An 18,685-nucleotide genomic window follows, 5' to 3' on the forward strand; every position below is an offset into this window, starting at 1 on the left:
CGTCCCAGCCCAGCCAGTCGACCAGCACGTCGTCGCCGTGCTGGTCGAGCAGGGGCGGCGGCCGGCGCGTCTGCGCCGGCGTGGCCGACAGCTTGAGTGGGCTGGCGACCAGTCGCAGCGTGTCGGTCAGCGGGTGGTCGACCGGCTCGACCATGCCGCGTGCCAGCACCTGGGGGTCGGCGAACACCTGGTCGAGCGCGTTGATCGGTCCGCAGGGCAGCTTCGCCGCCTCCAGGGCCGCCAGCCAGTCGTCGCGCCGACGCTGTCGCATCAGCGCGGCGAGCACCGGCACCAGCGCGGCGCGATGGCGCACCCGGTCGGCGTTGGTCGCGAAGCGCGGATCGGCGGCCAGCTCGGGCCGCCCGGCGACCTCGCAGAAGCGGGTGAACTGCGCATCGTTGCCGATCGCCAGGATCACGTGGCCATCGGCGACCTCGAACACCTGATAGGGCACGATGTTCTGGTGCGCGTTGCCGGCGCGTCCTGGCACCTGACCGCTCACGAGGTAGTTGGCGCCCAGGTTGGCCAGCATCGCCACCTGCGTGTCGAGCAGCGCCATATCGATGTGCTGGCCCTCGCCGCGACGGAAGCCCTCGGCGTCGCGGTGCCGCAGGGCCGCGAGGATGCCGACGCTGGCATACAGGCCGGTGAACAGGTCGGCGACCGCCACGCCCACCTTTTGCGGGCCACCGCCGGGCAGGTCGTCCCGTTCGCCGGTCAGGCTCATCAGGCCGCCCAGCCCTTGCACCGCGTAGTCGTAGCCGGCACGCTCGTGATAGGGGCCGGTCTGGCCGTAGCCGGTGATCGAGCAGTAGACCAGCTGCGGGTTCAGGGCGTGCAGCGTCACGAAGTCGAGGCCGTAGCGCGCCATGTCGCCGACCTTGTAGTTCTCGACCAGCACATCGGCCTGCAGTACCAGGCGCGCACCAGCGCCTGGCCGTCAGGGTGTGCGAGGTCTATCGCGATCGAGCGCTTGTTGCGGTTCGCGCCCAGGAAATAGGCCGATTCGCTGCTTTCGGCGCCGTGTCGGTCGTGCAGGAAGGGCGGGCCCCAACCGCGCGTGTCGTCGCCGCTACCGGGCCGCTCGACCTTCACCACGTCGGCGCCCAGGTCGCCGAGCAGCTGCGTGCACCAGGCCCGGCCAGCACGCGCGACAGGTCCAGCACGCGCAGGCCGGCCAGTGAGAGAGGGGTGGGAGCGAGGGCCATGCCGCGATTCTGATGCGGTGCGCGCGGCATCCGGATAATGCGGCGATGTCGTTGCGACCCGTCGTGTGTGCCTGGGTGGCGGGTCTCTCCGCTCTGGCGGCGGCCTGCGCGCCTTCGCTCGACTGGCGCGAGGTGCGACCGGACGAGGCCGGCTTGATGATGTTGATGCCTTGCAAGCCGGAGCAGCGGACCCGTCAGCTGGTCCTGGTTGGGCGCCCGGTCCAGATGCGGGTTCTGGGCTGCACCGCGGATGGAACGACCTGGGGCCTGAGCACCGCCGACCTGGCTGACCCGGCGCTCGTCGGCCCGGCGCTGGCGGAGTTGCGTGCGGCGCGACGGCTCAATCTCGACGGAACCGAGACGGCGGTGAAGGCGGCACAGGTCGGTGGCATGACGCCGCAGGCGCAGGCGGTTCGGTTCAGCCTTGCCGGCAAGCTCCCGGACGGCACGTCGCTGACCGATCAATCGCTGCTGTTCGCGCACGGCACGCGTGTGTTCCATGCCGCCGCTTTGGGCGGGAAGCCGTCGGCGCAGGAGCTCGAGACTTTCTTCGACGGTCTGAAACTTCAGAAGTGACAGGGTCCGAAAGGTCCGATCCGGGGCAGGGTGGCTGCGCACGATGTACAAACGCGGCTTGCCAGACTCTGTCCGATGCTGTCGTGCCGGTCCGGGCCTGAACCCATAATCTCCCGACATGGCCGGACTGTTCATCATTGCGCACGCTCCACTGGCTTCGGCGCTCAAGGCCGCGGCGGGACATGCTTTTCCGGAGGCGCTGTCGGTGGTCGAGGCGCTCGACGTGACGCCGCAGCTGACGCCGGAGGAGATCGAGGCGCAGGCGCGCATCCTGCTCGAGCGCTCGCTGTCGGTGCCGGGGAGGCGCGAGGCACTGATCCTGACCGATGTGTTCGGCGCGACGCCGTGCAACGTGGCCCAGCGGCTGGCCGATGGCGTGCGCGTCAAGATCGTCACCGGCGCCAACGTGCCTATGCTGTGGCGCACGATGAACTATGTGGACCAGCCGCTTGACATGCTCGTGGCGCGCGCGCTGGCCGGCGCGACGCAGGGTGTGCTGCAGGTGGCGCCGGCCCGACCGCAGAACCAAGCACAGAACGTGGGAGCCCGACCCGGCGATGATTTCAACGCGCATCAGCATCAGCAATAAGCTCGGCCTGCACGCGCGGGCCTCGGCCAAGCTCACGAAGCTGGCGGGTAGCTACCCTTGCGAAGTCTTCCTCAGTCGCGGACAGCGGCGCGTCAATGCCAAGAGCATCATGGGCGTCATGATGCTGGCGGCCGGCATCGGCACCGAGATCGAGGTCGAGACCTCCGGCGACCAGGAGCGCGAGGCGATGGACGCCCTGCTGCTGCTGATCAACGACAAGTTCGGCGAGGGTGAGTAGGCTTCAGCTGCCGAGGAAGTGTCGGCGGTACTTGAGCGGCAGGTCGTCGATGCGCATCAGCATCGGCAGGTCGGCGGTGTTGAAGTCGGGGTCCCACGCGGGTGCCCCCAGCACCTTGGCGCCGCAGCGCAGATAGCCCTTGATCAACGGCGGCGGTTCGACGGCGAGCCGCCGATCGAGTTCGTCCACGGGCAGCGGCAGTCGCGGGCGCACCTGCCATTCGATCGGTGCCAGGTGGGTATGGCGCAGCTGCTCCCACAGGCTGGCCGCCACATGGCCGCCATCGCGCATGCTGACGCTGGCGCAGCCGATCATCGTGTCGAGCTCGTTGCGGACCATGAACTCGGCCAGCGCGCCCCATAGTGCGAGGATGGCGCCACCCGAACGGTGGTCGGCATGCACGCAGGAGCGGCCCAGCTCGACCATCTTGCTACGCAGTGGGCGCAGGCGCGTGAGGTCGAACTCCGTTTCGCTGTACAGCCCGCCGATGCGCTGCGCGGCCGCCGGCGTCAGGACGCGGTAGGTACCGATCACCCGGCCCGGTTCACTGCGGGTGCCGACCGTGCGCACCAGCAGGTGCTCGCAGAAGGTGTCATAGACGTCGATGTCCAGTCCCGGCGGCGTACCAACGGGCGGTGACAGGCGGGCCCCCATCTCCTCGACGAAGATCTGGTACCTCAGACGCTGCGCTTCGCGAACCTCGCTCTCATCGCGCGCCCAAACCACGTCCAGTCCACGCTGGCTGGCTGAGGGGAGGGCCTCGCTGTCGGGTCGTCGAAGTGACCTCCGAGGCGCGCGCAGCTCCAGGCTCGGAATCTCCTGCAGCGGCAGTGTCGGCAGCGGCAAGTCCCTCATGTTTCGCTCCTTGTTCGGCAATGGCGACGAGCTTGAGTCAGCCGCGTGACGACGCGATGTAGCTCCGATGACGCGCCGATGACACGCGCACAGGGTCCGGGTCGATGTGCGCCGTGGTAACCCCTGCCGGCAGCTGGACGGGCCGCTGCTACGATCGATTCATGAGCCTGCAGATGTTCGGAATTCCGGTCTCGCGCGGCGTGGCCATTGGCCGCGCCGTGCTGGTCGCGTCCAGTCGCGTGGACGTGGCCCACTACTTCATCGAGCCGGCGCAGGTCGAGCGCGAGATCGCGCGGCTGCTGCAGGCGCGCGACGCGGTGGCGGCCGAGCTCGGCGGCCTCCAGCGCGACCTGCCAGAGGACGCGCCCGCGGAACTGTCCGCGCTGCTCGACGTGCACCTGATGCTGCTGCACGACGAGGCGCTGACCGGCGCCACGTCGCAATGGGTGCACGAGCGGCACTACAACGCGGAATGGGCGCTGTCGGCCCAGCTGGAAGTGCTGGCGCGGCATTTCGACGACATGGAAAATGATTACCTGCGTGAGCGCAAGGCCGACCTTGAACAGGTGGTCGAGCGCTTGTTGCGTGTGCTGATGCACGACAGCAGCGCCGTACCGCCGTCGATCGGAGTCAACCCGCGCGACTTCGCCGGCGAGGACCCGCTGGTGCTGGTGGCCAACGACATCGCGCCGGCCGACATGCTGCAATTCAAGCGCAGCGTCTTCACCGGTTTTGTCACCGACGTCGGCGGCAAGACCTCGCACACGGCCATCGTCGCCCGCAGCCTCGACATTCCGGCGGTGGTGGGGGCCCGTGAGGCCAGCCGCATCATCCGGCAGGATGACTGGGTGGTGATCGACGGTGACGCCGGAGTCGTGATTGTCGATCCGTCGTCGATCGTGCTGGAGGAATACCGCTTTCGCCAGCGGCAGAGCGAACTGGAGCGTGTGCGGCTTACGCGCCTGCGGCATACACCCGCCGTCACGCTGGACGGTGAGCGGGTCGAGCTGTTTGCCAATATCGAGCTCCCTGGCGACGCGGCCGCGGCACTGGAGGCCGGGGCGGTCGGCGTCGGGCTGTTTCGTAGCGAGTTCCTCTTCATGAACCGGACCGACGACCTGCCCGGCGAGGATGAGCAGTACCAGGCGTACTGCGCAGTGGTCGATGCGATGAAAGGTCTGCCGGTGACGATCCGGACGGTCGATATTGGCGCCGACAAGCCGCTCGACCGGATGTCGGCCCACGAACTGCGGCACGAGCATGCGCTCAACCCCGCGCTCGGCTTGCGCGCGATCCGCTGGAGCCTGTCCGAGCCCAGCATGTTCCGCCAGCAGCTGCGCGCCATCCTGCGCGCCAGTGCGCATGGTCAGGTGCGTTTGCTGGTGCCGATGCTCGCGCACGAGTCCGAGATTCGCGGCACTTTCGATGCGCTGGCGCGCGCGAAGCAGCAGTTGACGGAATCAGGGCGCGCGTTCGGCGATGTCCAGGTGGGCGCGATGATCGAAGTGCCCGCCGCGGCGTTGATGATCGATCGCTTTCTCGATGCCTTCGATTTCGTGTCGCTCGGCACCAATGATCTGATCCAGTACACGCTGGCCATCGACCGAGCCGATGAGGCCGTCGCCCACCTGTACGATCCCTGGCACCCCGCCGTGCTGGAGCTCGTCGCCAGAACCATTCGCGCAGCAAGAGCGCGCGGCAGGGCGGTCAGCGTGTGCGGAGAGATGGCCGGTGACCCGAGCTTCACTTCTGTCCTGCTGGCCATGGGCCTGCGCAGCTTTTCCATGCACCCGTCGCAGATCGCTGCGATCAAGCAGCAGATCCTGCGCACGGACACGCGGCGGCTGAGCGATCTGCTGTTGGGGGCCAGGAGCGACGCTCCGACGTTCACGCCGCTGCGGAACGGCGGGGGCGTGGCGGCGACGCCCCCGCGGCCTTGAAGACTGCATCAACAATTTCGTCGACGACCTTGCGCGGCGGAAAAACTTCGTGCTACAGTAGCTGTCTTCGCTGAACACAGCGCCTCGCCGGAAACGGCAGAGAAGGTGTGAAAAGCAAGAGAAAATAAGAAAAGCTGAGCGGTTGACAAGGTTTTAAAATCAAGTCATAATCTCGCTTCTCTGCTGGCAACAAGTCAGCAACGCCGAAAGGCGACGCTCTTTAACAAATGACAGCCGATAAGCGTGGGCGTTTGAAGGCGAGTGCCAAGAGTCTTGTGAGTAATCGCAAGATTCGAGGTCTCAAGGACCTTAAACGCTCACTGAATTGAATTTTCATGCAAGTGAAGTTCACTTCAATTCTTTGAGTAATTTATCAAGATCGAACTGAAGAGTTTGATCCTGGCTCAGATTGAACGCTGGCGGCATGCCTTACACATGCAAGTCGAACGGCAGCACGGGAGCAATCCTGGTGGCGAGTGGCGAACGGGTGAGTAATACATCGGAACGTGCCCAGTTGTGGGGGATAGCCCGGCGAAAGCCGGATTAATACCGCATACGACCTACGGGTGAAAGCGGGGGATCGCAAGACCTCGCGCTATTGGAGCGGCCGATGTCGGATTAGCTAGTTGGTGGGGTAAAAGCCTACCAAGGCTACGATCCGTAGCTGGTCTGAGAGGACGACCAGCCACACTGGGACTGAGACACGGCCCAGACTCCTACGGGAGGCAGCAGTGGGGAATTTTGGACAATGGGCGCAAGCCTGATCCAGCCATGCCGCGTGCGGGAAGAAGGCCTTCGGGTTGTAAACCGCTTTTGTCAGGGAAGAAACGGTTTGGGCTAATACCCCGAACTAATGACGGTACCTGAAGAATAAGCACCGGCTAACTACGTGCCAGCAGCCGCGGTAATACGTAGGGTGCAAGCGTTAATCGGAATTACTGGGCGTAAAGCGTGCGCAGGCGGCTTTGCAAGACAGATGTGAAATCCCCGGGCTCAACCTGGGAACTGCATTTGTGACTGCAAGGCTGGAGTGCGGCAGAGGGGGATGGAATTCCGCGTGTAGCAGTGAAATGCGTAGATATGCGGAGGAACACCGATGGCGAAGGCAATCCCCTGGGCCTGCACTGACGCTCATGCACGAAAGCGTGGGGAGCAAACAGGATTAGATACCCTGGTAGTCCACGCCCTAAACGATGTCAACTGGTTGTTGGACGGCTTGCTGTTCAGTAACGAAGCTAACGCGTGAAGTTGACCGCCTGGGGAGTACGGCCGCAAGGTTGAAACTCAAAGGAATTGACGGGGACCCGCACAAGCGGTGGATGATGTGGTTTAATTCGATGCAACGCGAAAAACCTTACCTACCCTTGACATGTCTAGAAGTTACCAGAGATGGTTTCGTGCTCGAAAGAGAACTAGAACACAGGTGCTGCATGGCCGTCGTCAGCTCGTGTCGTGAGATGTTGGGTTAAGTCCCGCAACGAGCGCAACCCTTGTCATTAGTTGCTACGTAAGGGCACTCTAATGAGACTGCCGGTGACAAACCGGAGGAAGGTGGGGATGACGTCAGGTCATCATGGCCCTTATGGGTAGGGCTACACACGTCATACAATGGCCGGTACAGAGGGCTGCCAACCCGCGAGGGGGAGCCAATCCCAGAAAACCGGTCGTAGTCCGGATCGCAGTCTGCAACTCGACTGCGTGAAGTCGGAATCGCTAGTAATCGCGGATCAGCTTGCCGCGGTGAATACGTTCCCGGGTCTTGTACACACCGCCCGTCACACCATGGGAGCGGGTTCTGCCAGAAGTAGTTAGCCTAACCGCAAGGAGGGCGATTACCACGGCAGGGTTCGTGACTGGGGTGAAGTCGTAACAAGGTAGCCGTATCGGAAGGTGCGGCTGGATCACCTCCTTTCTGGAAATAGCACTCAATTTCTTGCGTCCACACTTATCGGCTGTCTTTGGCGACAGAAATTGAAACGTGACCGGCTTGACGTAACCGCAAGGCCAACGCCTGGTTGACGTGATGAGCGGACCGCAGCGTTTCGTGAATGCATGGGTCTGTAGCTCAGTTGGTTAGAGCACCGTCTTGATAAGGCGGGGGTCGTTGGTTCGAATCCAACCAGACCCACCAATCCATTCCGTGGGGGTGTAGCTCAGCTGGGAGAGCACCTGCTTTGCAAGCAGGGGGTCATCGGTTCGATCCCGTTCACCTCCACCATCAAATTCGATCCCAAGCGTCAGTGGCTTACGGCCCCTGACGCATGCGATCGTCAGATCGTCTGTCGTTCTTTAACAATTCGTAGAGTCAAATCAGAGTTGTCGGCGGAAACCGCTTCATGGCGGACCGTGCCGTCGGCAACATTTTTGATTGCGTCAACAAACTTCAATTCGCAAGAATTTGAAGAAACGGCATAACGCAAATACTCAAATCAGTCCTTGACGATGCTTCTTCAGCGAGGCGTCAAAGTTATAGGGTCAAGTGACTAAGTGCATGTGGTGGATGCCTTGGCGATTACAGGCGATGAAGGACGTGATAGCCTGCGATAAGCTTCGGGGAGCTGGCAAATTAGCTTTGATCCGGAGATTTCCGAATGGGGAAACCCACCCGCAAGGTATCGCATGATGAATACATAGTCATGCGAGGCGAACCGGGTGAACTGAAACATCTCAGTAGCTCGAGGAATAGACATCAACCGAGATTCCGAAAGTAGTGGCGAGCGAAATCGGACCAGCCTGCACGTTTTAGCAGTCGAATTATCAGAACAGTCTGGAAAGGCTGGCCATAGCGGGTGATAGCCCCGTATGAAAAAATTCGGCTGTGGAACTGGGCGTGCGACAAGTAGGGCGGGACACGAGAAATCCTGTCTGAAGATGGGGGGACCATCCTCCAAGGCTAAATACTCGTAATCGACCGATAGTGAACTAGTACCGTGAGGGAAAGGCGAAAAGAACCCCGGGAGGGGAGTGAAATAGATCCTGAAACCGCATGCATACAAAAAGTAGGAGCCCGCAAGGGTGACTGCGTACCTTTTGTATAATGGGTCAGCGACTTACATTCAGTGGCAAGCTTAACCGAATAGGGAAGGCGTAGAGAAATCGAGTCCGAATAGGGCGTTCAGTCGCTGGGTGTAGACCCGAAACCAAGTGATCTATCCATGGCCAGGATGAAGGTGCGGTAACACGCACTGGAGGTCCGAACCGACTAGTGTTGCAAAACTAGCGGATGAGCTGTGGATAGGGGTGAAAGGCTAAACAAACTTGGAAATAGCTGGTTCTCTCCGAAAACTATTTAGGTAGTGCCTCAAGTATTACCATCGGGGGTAGAGCACTGTTATGGCTAGGGGGTCATGGCGACTTACCAAACCATTGCAAACTCCGAATACCGATGAGTACAGCTTGGGAGACAGTGCACCGGGTGCTAACGTCCGGACACAAGAGGGAAACAACCCAGACCGCCAGCTAAGGTCCCTAATATTGGCTAAGTGGGAAACGAAGTGGGAAGGCTAAAACAGTCAGGATGTTGGCTTAGAAGCAGCCATCATTTAAAGAAAGCGTAATAGCTCACTGATCGAGTCGTCCTGCGCGGAAGATGTAACGGGGCTAAGCCAGTAACCGAAGCTGCGGATGTGCGCGTAAGCGTACGTGGTAGGAGAGCGTTCCGTAAGCCTGTGAAGGTGGGTTGTGAAGCCTGCTGGAGGTATCGGAAGTGCGAATGCTGACATGAGTAGCGTTAAAGGGGGTGAAAAGCCCCCTCGCCGAAAGCGCAAGGTTTTCTACGCAACGTTCATCGACGTAGAGTGAGTCGGCCCCTAAGGCGAGGCAGAGATGCGTAGCTGATGGGAAACAGGTCAATATTCCTGTACCGATGTGTAGTGCGATGTGGGGACGGAGAAGGTTAGCTCAGCCGGGTGTTGGATGTCCCGGTTCAAGCGTGTAGTCGTGGTCTCTAGGCAAATCCGGAGATCTTAGATGAGGCGTGATAACGAGGCGGCTTGCCGCTGAAGTGAGTGATACCCTGCTTCCAGGAAAAGCCACTAAGCTCCAGCTACACACGACCGTACCGCAAACCGACACTGGTGCGCGAGATGAGTATTCTAAGGCGCTTGAGAGAACTCTGGAGAAGGAACTCGGCAAATTGACACCGTAACTTCGGAAGAAGGTGTGCCTTTAGTAGGTGATCCCGTACAGGGGGAGCCCAATGAGGCCGCAGAGAATCGGTGGCTGCGACTGTTTATTAAAAACACAGCACTCTGCAAAGACGAAAGTCGACGTATAGGGTGTGACGCCTGCCCGGTGCTGGAAGATTAAATGATGGGGTGCAAGCTCTTGATTGAAGTCCCAGTAAACGGCGGCCGTAACTATAACGGTCCTAAGGTAGCGAAATTCCTTGTCGGGTAAGTTCCGACCTGCACGAATGGCGTAACGATGGCCACACTGTCTCCTCCAGAGACTCAGCGAAGTTGAAATGTTTGTGATGATGCAATCTCCCCGCGGAAAGACGGAAAGACCCCATGAACCTTTACTGTAGCTTTGTATTGGACTTTGAACAGATCTGTGTAGGATAGGTGGGAGGCTTTGAAGCGGTGCCGCTAGGTGTCGTGGAGCCAACGTTGAAATACCACCCTGGTGTGTTTGAGGTTCTAACCTTGGCCCGTTATCCGGGTTGGGGACAGTGCATGGTGGGCAGTTTGACTGGGGCGGTCTCCTCCCAAAGCGTAACGGAGGAGTTCGAAGGTACGCTAGGCACGGTCGGAAATCGTGCTGATAGTGCATAGGCATAAGCGTGCTTGACTGCGAGACTGACAAGTCGAGCAGGTACGAAAGTAGGACTAAGTGATCCGGTGGTTCTGTATGGAAGGGCCATCGCTCAACGGATAAAAGGTACTCTGGGGATAACAGGCTGATACCGCCCAAGAGTTCATATCGACGGCGGTGTTTGGCACCTCGATGTCGGCTCATCTCATCCTGGGGCTGTAGCCGGTCCCAAGGGTATGGCTGTTCGCCATTTAAAGAGGTACGTGAGCTGGGTTTAAAACGTCGTGAGACAGTTTGGTCCCTATCTTCCGTGGGCGCTGCAGATTTGAGGAAGCCTGCTCCTAGTACGAGAGGACCGGAGTGGACGCACCTCTGGTGTATCGGTTGTCACGCCAGTGGCATTGCCGAGTAGCTAAGTGCGGAAGAGATAACCGCTGAAAGCATCTAAGCGGGAAACTCGTTTCAAGATGAGATCTGCCGGGGCCTTGAGCCCCCTGAAGAGTCGTTCGAGACCAGGACGTTGATAGGCCGGGTGTGGAAGCGCAGTAATGCGTTAAGCTAACCGGTACTAATTGCTCGTGAGGCTTGACCCTATAATTTTGACGACGATTTGAGTTGTCGACTGTTATGCCGTGATAGCGCAATCAAAATCTGATAAGACTCTACGAATTGGCTGTGTTGCTCTGTGAGCAGCGCGGTGTCCGGTTAAGCCTGATGACCATAGCGAGGTGGTCCCACTCCTTCCCATCCCGAACAGGACAGTGAAACGCCTCAGCGCCGATGATAGTGCGGGTTCCCGTGTGAAAGTAGGACATTGTCAGGCTAATATTAAGCAGAACGCCCAACCACCATGGTTGGGCGTTTTTGCTTTTGGGCGTCGATATGAATCGTCAAGATTCCTCTGCGCTGTTTTCGATGAGGCGTCGCACTGGCATGGCGTGTCCCGCACAATTGCAGCATGAGCATCCAGACTGACGATTTCGCTTCGTCCTCGCCAGCCGCACGTCGCGTGGTCAGTACAGCACCGGCGTCACCCAATGAGGAGGCGATCGAGCGGGCGCTCCGTCCGAAGGGTCTGGCCGACTACGTGGGTCAGGCCAAGGCCCGTGAGCAGTTGGAGATCTTCATTGGTGCCGCTCGCAAGCGGTCTGAGGCGCTTGACCACGTCCTTCTGTTTGGCCCTCCTGGCCTAGGGAAGACCACGCTCTCGCACATCATCGCGGCCGAACTCGGCGTCAATCTGCGTCAAACCTCGGGCCCGGTGCTCGAGAAGCCCAAGGACCTGGCGGCAATCCTGACCAATCTCGAGCGCAACGATGTCTTGTTCATCGACGAGATCCACCGTCTGTCCCCGGTGGTGGAGGAGATCCTCTACCCTGCACTGGAGGACTATCAGATCGACATCATGATCGGCGAGGGGCCGGCCGCCCGTTCGATCAAGCTCGAGTTGCAGCCCTTCACGCTGATCGGCGCGACGACCCGAGCCGGAATGCTGACGAATCCATTGCGCGATCGCTTCGGCATCGTGGCGCGCCTGGAGTTCTATTCGGTCGAGGAGTTGGCCCGCATCGTCACCCGCTCCGCGGGGCTGTTGCAAGTGCCGACCGATACGGCGGGCGGGCTGGAGATCGCCAAGCGCTCACGAGGAACGCCACGCATCGCCAATCGCCTGCTTCGACGAGTGCGCGACTACGCACAGGTAAAGGGCGACGGCCGCATCGATGCCGCGATCGCCGACAAGGCGCTCGCCATGCTCGACGTCGATCCCCAGGGCTTCGATGTGATGGACCGCAAGCTGCTCGAGGCGGTGATTCATCGCTTCGATGGTGGACCGGTCGGCCTCGACAATGTCGCGGCGGCGATCGGTGAGGAGTCCGGCACCATCGAGGACGTGATCGAACCCTATCTGATCCAGCAAGGCTACCTTCAGCGCACGCCGCGCGGTCGCATCGCAACGGCGGCGGCGTACCGCCATCTTGGCGTGTTGCCGCCGACGACCTCCGGCAGCGAGTTGTTCGACGCATAACAACAGGCTCTACCGACCCGCGATATCCGTCAGGGGCGGTCCTTCCCCAACGAGACCTTGCGCCTCGTCTGCCGACGAAGTGGCCAATGTCCATGAACAGGCGATCGACCGCTTGGACGTCGTCGGCGCAAAGCACCGTGCCAGCGCTCGCAAACACCGCTGGGGATCTGGAATCCAGTCGCTACGATGAGGAAGGTGATGCCTCTTTCGTGCGCTCCGGGAGCCTCCCGGACACTGCCACTTTCCAGACCAAGGAGTCCGTCATGGCTATCGACATGGACAAGCTCAATGCCTTCATGGGTCGCTTCGTGGTCGACATCGGCGCCGCCCTGCATGCCGGTACGGTGGTGCTCGGCGACCAGCTCGGTCTGTACAAGGCGCTGGCCGACGGGCCGACGAGCCCGGCCGACCTGGCGAGCCGAACCCAGACCGACGAGCGCTATGTGCGCGAATGGCTGAGCGCTCAGGCGGCGGCCGGCTATGTCGAATACGACGCCGACACCCGGCAGTTCCACATGACCGAAGAGCAGGTGTTCGCGCTGGCCACCGAGGGCAGCCCGGCCTTCGTGCCGGGGGCTTTCCAGGTGGCGCTTGGTGCACTGAAGGCCGTGCCCAAGCTGGCTGGCGTGTTCCGCACCGGACTGGGCTTCGGCTGGCACCAGCACGACCCCTTGCTGTTCCAGGGCACCGAGCGCTTCTTTAGGCCGGGCTATGCGGCCAACCTCGTAAAGAACTGGATCCCCGCCCTCGATGGGGTGGAGTCCTGCCTCAAGTCCGGCGCGCGGGTGGCTGATGTGGGCTGCGGCCACGGCGCCTCCACGATCCTGATGGCACAAGCCTATCCGGAGAGCCGCTTCGTCGGCTTCGATTACCACGCACCGTCGATCGACTGGGCGCGACAGGTGGCGGCCGAGGCGGGCGTCGCCGACCGGGTGAGCTTCGAGGTGGCCTCGGCCAAGGACTTCCCCGGTGGCGACTACGATCTCGTGGCCTTCTTCGATTGCCTGCACGACATGGGTGATCCGGTCGGCGCCTCGCGTCACGTCAGGGCGGCGCTGAAGCCCGGCGGCTGCTGGATGATCGTGGAGCCGTTCGCCCACGATGCGCTGCAGGACAACCTCAACCCGGTCGGCCGCATCTTCTATTCGGCCTCGACGATGATCTGCACGCCCGCCTCGCGTTCACAGGAGGTGGGCCTGGCGCTCGGCGCCCAGGCCGGCGAGCAACGCCTGCGCACGGTCGTCAACGACGGCGGCTTCCGGCAGTTCCGGCGCGCGACCGAAACGCCGTTCAACCTGGTGTTCGAGGCGCGGCCCTAGCCGCCAGGGTCGACGGCGTGCCTCAGTCGAGCCGACCGCGCGCATCGATCGGCCACACCGCCTCGACAACCCCTCGGTCGAGGCCACCGCGCACGGCGACGAGGTGCTCATGCAGGTTGACGGTCGGGTCGCAATGGCCTGGCACCAGCCACACGGTGTCGCCGATCGCCGGCAGCGGCTCGTCGCCGCGCGGGTGCAGCAGGCCGTGCTCATCACCACCATTCCTGAACTCGAAGTTTCGGCCCCACACTGTCGGCAGGCCGGAATCGATCGCGTGCGACTTGTGGCCGGCGTCGACCACCGCATGCGCCGCATGGCGGGCGATCACCTGGCTCCTGACGAACACGGCATGCTCGAAGCGCGGGGACCCGGGCAACGGTGCATTGCGCGCGTAATCGGCGTCCATGAACGCATAGCTGCCCGGTTGGATCTCGCCGTAGACACCGCTGGCGGCCTCGAGCAGGAAGCTGCCGCTGCCGGCGCCCGTGACCAGCGGGCAATCGATGCCGAGGGACGTGACCGCGGCGCGTGCGGCGGTGGCCATCGCGACGGCATGGCGGATCGCCGTTTCCCGCTCGGCGACGCTGCGCAGGTGCTGCGCACCGCCGTGATAGGCCTGCAAGCCGGCGAAGCGCAGGCCATCGTGCGCGACGACCTGACGCGCCAGCGCACCGGCCTCGGCGGCTAGCACGCCGCAGCGGCCCTGGCCGGCGTCGATCTCGACGTAGACGTCGATCTGCCGGCCGCTCGCTTGGATCGCCGCAGCCAGGCGCTCGATGCCGACCACGCTGTCGACCGCGATAGCCAGCTGGACGTCGGACGGCAGCGCCGCCAGCCGCGCCAGCTTGGTGGGTGCGATCACCTCGTTGCTGACGAACACATCGCGCACCCCGCCGGCGGCCAGCGCCAGGGCCTCGCCGACCTTCTGCACGCACACGCCGACCGCGCCGCGGGCGACCTGATGCAGCGCGATCGCCGAACACTTGTGGGTCTTGGCGTGGGGCCGCAGCCGCACGCCGTGCGAGCGGGCAAAGGCGTCCATGGCGGCGAGATTTCGCTCGAAGGCGTCGATTTCCACCACCAGCGCGGGGCTGTCGATCGCGTCAACGGGATCACCGACCCGGGCGGGAGCAGGACGCATCGGGCGAGTCGACTCAGGCCGCGTGGCCGACCTTGTCGCCCGCGGCGGCAGGTTGGCTATCGCGGGCGCCGTCGCTGAACTCATCGTGCTGCAGACCATCGAGGTGCGAGGTGTCGCTCCAGCCGACCAGCGTAAAGCCCTCGGGCGTGTACAGCAGCCGGTTGACCGCGGTGTTGCCGAGCTGCCAGGTGCGCGGCGCGTCGAGGCCAACGCGCGCTGCGGCGCGATACAGACAGTCCATCACGCCGCCGTGCGCCACCAGTGCGATCACCTGGCTCGGATGGCGGCTTGCCAGCCGCTCGGCGGTAGCGATCACGCGCGCGTAGAAGGCACGCAAGGTCTCGCCACCTTCCGGGCCGAAGTCGACATCGCGCGCCCGCCAGCGCGCGCTCTCGGCGGGCCAGTGGGTCTCGATGTCCGCCCAGGTCTGGCCCTCGAACCGACCGAAGGCTCGTTCGCGCAGTCCGCGGTCGGTCCGCACCGCGAGCCCGGCGGCCGCGCCGATGGCGAGTGCGGTGTCATGGGCGCGCGCCAGGTCGCTGGCATAGACCACGTCGAGGCCTTCGCCGCTGAGGGCCTGCGCCACGCGCCCGGCCTGCCAGCGGCCCTTGTCGTTCAGGCCGATGTCGAGCTGGCCCTGGATGCGCGTGTCGACGTTCCACGCGGTCTCGCCGTGGCGTACCGCGACGATGCGGGTGAGTTGCGACTGCGGCATCAGGTGCCGCTCGCGTTCAGACGTGCGTTGAGGCTGTAGCCGCCGCTGAAGGACGCCTCGGCCAGCACATGGCCGCGCATCGCAGCCCGCGCTTGCGCGCCGGTGAAGCTGCCTTCGACTGCGAGCCGTGCGACATCGAGCGCATACAGCGTGAAGATGTAGCGATGCCGCAGCGCGTCGTTGAAGGGCGGGAACGGGCCGTCGTAGCCGTGGTAGCTCCCGCTCATGTCAGCGTTGCCGGCGAACCAGCCGGTGTAGTCGTTGAGTCCGTGGCGGGCGCCGTGCAGTGTGGCCGGGCCGGGCTTGCCACGCACCGTGAAGCCGCGGCTGAACTCGCCCTCCGCCAGCGCGCCCAGCGACGGCGGCAGGTCGACCAGCACCCAGTGGAAGAAATCGACCCGCGGCAGGTCGGCCGGGACTTCCCGGTCGGGCTGGTTCACGTCGTCGCCGCGGCTCGGCACGTCGGGGTCATGGCAGATCAGCGCCAGGCTCTTCGTGCCGGGCGGCACGCCGCTCCAGGCGAACTGCGGCGAGACGTTGTCCGAGAAGCTCACGATGCTCGTGGCGTCGGGCCGGCCGGCCGCGTACTGCTGCGGAATGAGGGCGCCGTCGGCCCAGCTGCTGCTCGTCAACTTCATCGGCGGTCCTGTCGTGCGTGGCCGTCGTGGGTCAGACGCCCCAGACGATCTCTTCGTCGGCGGCGTGCGCGCGTTTCATCATCTCCACCAGCGGCCAGGCCCGCTGGCGCAGGCTCACGCCCTCGCGTGGTGGCAGCGTCTTGCCGTCGGCGCGCGCGTCGGCCTCGGCCTGCTGGCGCGCCTGCTCCTCGGCAAGCACCGCGGACTCGAGCGCGGCAATCGCCCCGGGCATGTCGGCCGGCAGCACGATGCCTTTCGCGCCGGGCTCCTTGCCCATCGTGCGCAGCACGGCATCGCCGATCGGGCCGGTCATGATCACGTCGCCGGCCGCCTTGGACTTGAACTTGTACAGCATGGTTTCGACCTTTCAGGATCGATACAGGTGGTCGCGCTGGAATGGGTAGACCGATTGTGCCCCGCGCACCGGCGTCGCCCCGACCTTCCCATCGGGACGGCTGGCCAGCAACTGGTTCAGCGACATCCAGCCGCGCTCGAAGCCCATCGCGCTGCCCGCCAGATAGAGCCGGTAGGCGTGCACCACGCGCTCGCTGGTCAGCGCACGCGCCGCGTCGAGCCGGGCCTCCAGGGCATCGCTCCAGGCCCACAGCGTGCGGGCGTAGTGGGGGCGCAGGTTCTCGACGTCGAGCGTCTCCAGCCCGGCCTCGGCCATCGCCGCCATCACGTGCGAAACGTGCACCAGTTCGCCGCCCGGGAAGATGTAGCGCTCGACGAAATCGCCGATGCCCGCGCCGAGCTGCTCGTTGTGCAGCCCGCCGGCGGTGATGCCGTGGTTCATCAGCAAGCCGCCGGGCTTCAGCAGTCGCCGGAGCTTGCGGAAGTAGGGCAGCAACTGGGCCCGGCCGACGTGCTCGAACATGCCGATCGAAGCGATCTTGTCGTAGGGCCCGCCGTCCGTGCCGTGCTCGGGCACGTCGCGGTAGTCGCACAGCGCGATGCTCACGCGGTCGGCGAGGCCGCGCTCGGCGATCAGCCGCGTCGCGTAGGCATGCTGCTGCGTCGATAGCGTGATGCCGTGCGCCCGCACGCCATGGTGCTCGGCCGCCCACAACAGCAAGGCGCCCCAGCCGGCGCCGACGTCGAGCAGCCGCTCGCCGGGCCGGAGCATCAGCTTGCGGCACAGCAGCTCCAGCTTGGCTTCCTGCGCCGCCGCGAGGGTGTTCACGCCGTCGGGCCAGTAGGCGCAGGAGTACACGCGCCGTGGGTCCAGCCACAGCGCGTAGAAGTCGTTCGAGACGTCGTAGTGGAACTCGATCTGCTCGCGGTCGCGCCGCGGCTGGTGCCGGGACAGCGAGCGGCTGCTGCGCCGCAGCCGTGACCACCAGCGGGCCGGACCGGCGGCATCGTCCAGTCGCGTCGGGTCGCCAGGCACCAGGGCCGCTGCCACCTCCGCAAGGTCGCGCATCGTGCCGTCGATCTGCAACTGGCCTTCGACGTAAGCCTCGGCCAGCCGGCCGACCTGACCGAGCGCCAGCAGCGGCAGCAAGCGCGCGTCCAGCAGTCGCAGCACGACCGAAGCGTGCTCGGCCCCCACCGCAATGCCCCCCGGCAGCTCGAGGCGTGTCCGCACCGGCAGAGACTGCAGGCGCGCGGACACGGCGGCGATCCAGCGCGCCGGGGCCCCGGATCGCGGTGCGGTGGCGTTGCCATCGATCGACGGCGTGGTCATCGGCTTCAGCGTGCTCATTGGTGATGAACTCCTGACGCTATGCTCGACGCAAATTTACCCAGAATGCGGCGGTGCCGCATCACCCTTGCCAATGAAACTGATTCGTTACGGTATGCCGGGGCGCGAGAAGCCGGGCCTGGTGGATGCCGACGGCGTGCTGCGCGACCTGTCCGGCGTGACGCCGCACCTCGACCTGCCGAGTCTCGGCCTGGCGGGCCTGCAGCGCTTGCGCCGGATCAAACCCGAGAGCCTGCCGCGCGTGCGCGGCATGCCGCGCCTGGGTGTGCCGTTCACCGGCATCAGCAAGCTGGTCGCGATCGGCCTGAACTACAGCGACCATGCTGCCGAGTCCGGCATGCGGGTGCCGACCGAGCCGATCGTCTTCATGAAGGCGACCACCTGCATCACCGGCCCCAACGACCCCATCGAGCTGCCGCCCGGATCCCTGAAGACCGACTGGGAGGTCGAGCTGGGCGTCGTGATCGGAAAGACCGCCAAGCGCGTGTCCGAGGCCCAGGCGCTGGACCACGTGGCCGGCTACTGCGTGGTGAACGACGTAAGCGAGCGCCACTGGCAGGCCGAGCGCGGTGGCACCTGGGACAAAGGCAAGGGCTTCGACAGCTTCGGTCCGATCGGCCCCTGGCTCGTGACGCGCGACGAGGTCCCCGACCCGCAGGTGCTGTCGATGTGGCTGGACGTCAACGGCGCGTCGCGCCAGCGCGGCAACACCGCGACGATGGTGTTCAGCGTGGCGCGGATCATCAGCTATGTCAGCGAATGCATGACGCTGCTGCCCGGCGACGTGATCGCCACCGGCACGCCGCCCGGGGTGGGCCTGGGCATGAAGCCGGTGCCACAGTTCCTGAAGGTCGGCGACGTGGTGAGCCTGGGCATCGAGGGCCTGGGCGCACAGCGCCAGGTGGTCGTCCCCGGGTGAGCAGGGCGATCCGGGCGACGCCGCACCCGACGTGAAAAAGGGCGCCCGCAGGCGCCCTCGT

Annotated in this window: 13 protein-coding genes, 2 tRNA genes, 3 rRNA genes and 1 pseudogene; 12 read left to right on the forward strand and 7 right to left on the reverse strand. The window is 64.0% G+C overall.

The window, feature by feature from the left end; genetic code table 11:
* A pseudogene (locus tag x551_RS03055) lies at positions 1–1,208 on the reverse strand (CoA transferase); the annotation flags it as partial.
* Positions 1,209–1,253: 45 nt separating this feature from the next.
* On the opposite strand from x551_RS03055, the gene x551_RS03060 reads away from it, so the two are divergent.
* From x551_RS03060 to x551_RS03070, 3 genes are all read left to right on the forward strand, one after another.
* Positions 1,254–1,784, forward strand: coding sequence for a hypothetical protein (locus x551_RS03060; RefSeq protein WP_011827923.1), 531 nt, complete (start codon positions 1,254–1,256; stop codon positions 1,782–1,784).
* 118 nt (positions 1,785–1,902) lie between these two features.
* Positions 1,903–2,373: a PTS fructose transporter subunit IIA gene (locus x551_RS03065; RefSeq protein WP_011827924.1), complete on the forward strand. Its 471-nt coding sequence runs from the start codon at positions 1,903–1,905 to the stop codon at positions 2,371–2,373.
* Entirely contained in the window at positions 2,342–2,611 is a 270-nt protein-coding gene (locus x551_RS03070; RefSeq protein WP_011827925.1) for an HPr family phosphocarrier protein, read from the forward strand. Before x551_RS03065 ends, x551_RS03070 begins: the two co-directional genes overlap by 32 nt.
* A gap of 3 nt (positions 2,612–2,614) precedes the next feature.
* Here the strand turns inward: x551_RS03070 and x551_RS03075 are convergent, their stop codons facing one another.
* Complete coding sequence (locus x551_RS03075; protein WP_036230161.1) at positions 2,615–3,466, reverse strand: GNAT family N-acyltransferase; 852 nt, start codon at positions 3,464–3,466, stop codon at positions 2,615–2,617.
* A 161-nt stretch (positions 3,467–3,627) separates the two neighbouring features.
* Between x551_RS03075 and ptsP the strand changes: the two genes are divergently transcribed.
* From ptsP to x551_RS03115, 8 genes are all read left to right on the forward strand, one after another.
* Positions 3,628–5,406 carry a phosphoenolpyruvate--protein phosphotransferase gene (gene ptsP / locus x551_RS03080; RefSeq protein ID WP_049820741.1) on the forward strand — a complete coding sequence of 593 codons (1,779 nt, stop codon included), beginning with the start codon at positions 3,628–3,630 and terminating at the stop codon, positions 5,404–5,406.
* Positions 5,407–5,787: 381 nt separating this feature from the next.
* Positions 5,788–7,318, forward strand: a 16S ribosomal RNA gene (locus x551_RS03085).
* Between the two features lie 142 nt (positions 7,319–7,460).
* Positions 7,461–7,537 (forward strand) — tRNA-Ile (locus x551_RS03090).
* A gap of 11 nt (positions 7,538–7,548) precedes the next feature.
* Positions 7,549–7,624, forward strand: a tRNA-Ala gene (locus x551_RS03095).
* A 255-nt stretch (positions 7,625–7,879) separates the two neighbouring features.
* A 23S ribosomal RNA gene (locus x551_RS03100) occupies positions 7,880–10,754 on the forward strand.
* Between the two features lie 117 nt (positions 10,755–10,871).
* Positions 10,872–10,984: ribosomal RNA gene (gene rrf, locus x551_RS03105) — 5S ribosomal RNA — on the forward strand.
* Together the 16S, 23S and 5S rRNA genes with 2 tRNA genes alongside form the textbook arrangement of a ribosomal RNA operon.
* 135 nt (positions 10,985–11,119) lie before the next feature.
* Positions 11,120–12,187 carry a Holliday junction branch migration DNA helicase RuvB gene (gene ruvB, locus x551_RS03110; protein WP_011827928.1) on the forward strand — a complete coding sequence of 356 codons (1,068 nt, stop codon included), beginning with the start codon at positions 11,120–11,122 and terminating at the stop codon, positions 12,185–12,187.
* A gap of 263 nt (positions 12,188–12,450) precedes the next feature.
* Entirely contained in the window at positions 12,451–13,506 is a 1,056-nt protein-coding gene (locus x551_RS03115; RefSeq protein ID WP_036230162.1) for a class I SAM-dependent methyltransferase, read from the forward strand.
* A 22-nt stretch (positions 13,507–13,528) separates the two neighbouring features.
* Here the strand turns inward: x551_RS03115 and x551_RS03120 are convergent, their stop codons facing one another.
* Genes x551_RS03120 through x551_RS03140 form a run of 5 tightly spaced genes read right to left on the reverse strand, consistent with a single transcriptional unit; the run spans position 13,529 to position 17,705 of the window.
* Complete coding sequence (locus x551_RS03120; RefSeq protein WP_036230163.1) at positions 13,529–14,647, reverse strand: DSD1 family PLP-dependent enzyme; 1,119 nt, start codon at positions 14,645–14,647, stop codon at positions 13,529–13,531.
* Between the two features lie 13 nt (positions 14,648–14,660).
* The gene (locus x551_RS03125) at positions 14,661–15,362 is read right to left on the reverse strand and encodes a histidine phosphatase family protein (RefSeq protein ID WP_036230164.1); all 702 of its coding nucleotides are present in this window, start codon (positions 15,360–15,362) and stop codon (positions 14,661–14,663) included.
* Positions 15,362–16,000: a YbhB/YbcL family Raf kinase inhibitor-like protein gene (locus x551_RS03130; protein WP_036230170.1), complete on the reverse strand. Its 639-nt coding sequence runs from the start codon at positions 15,998–16,000 to the stop codon at positions 15,362–15,364. Before x551_RS03130 ends, x551_RS03125 begins: the two co-directional genes overlap by 1 nt.
* Positions 16,001–16,031: 31 nt before the next feature.
* Entirely contained in the window at positions 16,032–16,355 is a 324-nt protein-coding gene (locus x551_RS03135) for a DUF1840 domain-containing protein (RefSeq protein ID WP_011827933.1), read from the reverse strand.
* Between the two features lie 12 nt (positions 16,356–16,367).
* Positions 16,368–17,705 carry a class I SAM-dependent methyltransferase gene (locus x551_RS03140; RefSeq protein ID WP_081771195.1) on the reverse strand — a complete coding sequence of 446 codons (1,338 nt, stop codon included), beginning with the start codon at positions 17,703–17,705 and terminating at the stop codon, positions 16,368–16,370.
* A 73-nt stretch (positions 17,706–17,778) separates the two neighbouring features.
* Here x551_RS03140 and x551_RS03145 point away from each other — a divergent pair, with 73 nt between their 5' ends.
* Entirely contained in the window at positions 17,779–18,624 is an 846-nt protein-coding gene (locus tag x551_RS03145) for a fumarylacetoacetate hydrolase family protein (protein WP_036230173.1), read from the forward strand.
* Positions 18,625–18,685 lie beyond the last annotated feature (61 nt).

It is taken from the genome of Methylibium sp. T29, from assembly GCF_000576205.1.
In the GTDB taxonomy this organism is placed as follows: domain Bacteria; phylum Pseudomonadota; class Gammaproteobacteria; order Burkholderiales; family Burkholderiaceae_C; genus Methylibium; species Methylibium petroleiphilum.